Source organism: Candidatus Viridilinea mediisalina, assembly GCF_002532535.1.
Taxonomy (GTDB): domain Bacteria; phylum Chloroflexota; class Chloroflexia; order Chloroflexales; family Chloroflexaceae; genus Viridilinea; species Viridilinea mediisalina.
The window spans coordinates 1-719 of record NZ_NQWI01000312.1; the positions used below are offsets into that span (position 1 = coordinate 1).

Annotated in this window: 1 pseudogene; it reads left to right on the plus strand. The window is 78.9% G+C overall.

The annotated features are described in order from the left end of the window. Window positions 1-719: pseudogene (locus CJ255_RS23965) on the plus strand (hypothetical protein); the annotation flags it as partial.

Consider the following 719-nt stretch of genomic DNA (forward strand, 5'->3'; position numbering starts at 1 on the left):
GGCGGCTACGGAGAGCGCGAGGACGCGAGGACGCGAGGACGCGAGGAACGGCCTGAGCGCGGCGGCTACGGAGAGCGTGAGGAGCGGCGCGAGCGCGGGGGCTACGGCCCGCCCCGTGAGGAGCGGCGTGATCGCGGGGGCTACAGAGGACGCGAGGACGCGGGGATGCGAGGACGCGAGGACGCGGGGATGCGAGGACGCGAGGAGCGGCGCGAGCGTGGCGGCTACGGCCCGCCCCGTGAGGAGCGGCGCGAGCGCGGGAGCTACGGAGGACGCGAGGACGCGGGGATGCGAGGACGTGAGGATCGGCGCGAGCGTGGCGGCTACGGCCCGCCCCGTGAGGAGCGGCGCGAGCGCGGGGGCTACGGAGGACGCGAGGACGCGGGGATGCGAGGACGCGAGGATCGGCGCGAGCGCGGGGGCTACGGCCCGCCCCGCGAGGATCGGCGCGAGCGCGGGGGCTACGGAGGACGCGAGGACGCGGGGATGCGAGGACGCGAGGATCGGCGCGAGCGCGGGGGCTACGGCCCGCCCCGCGAGGATCGGCGCGAGCGCGGGGGCTACGGAGGACGCGAGGACGCGGGGATGCGAGGACGCGAGGAGCGGCGCGAGCGCGGGGGCTACGGCCCGCCCCGCGAGGAGCGGCGCGAGCGCGGGGGCTACGGAGGACGCGAGGACGCGGGGATGCGAGGACGCGAGGAGCGGCGCGAGCGCGGGGG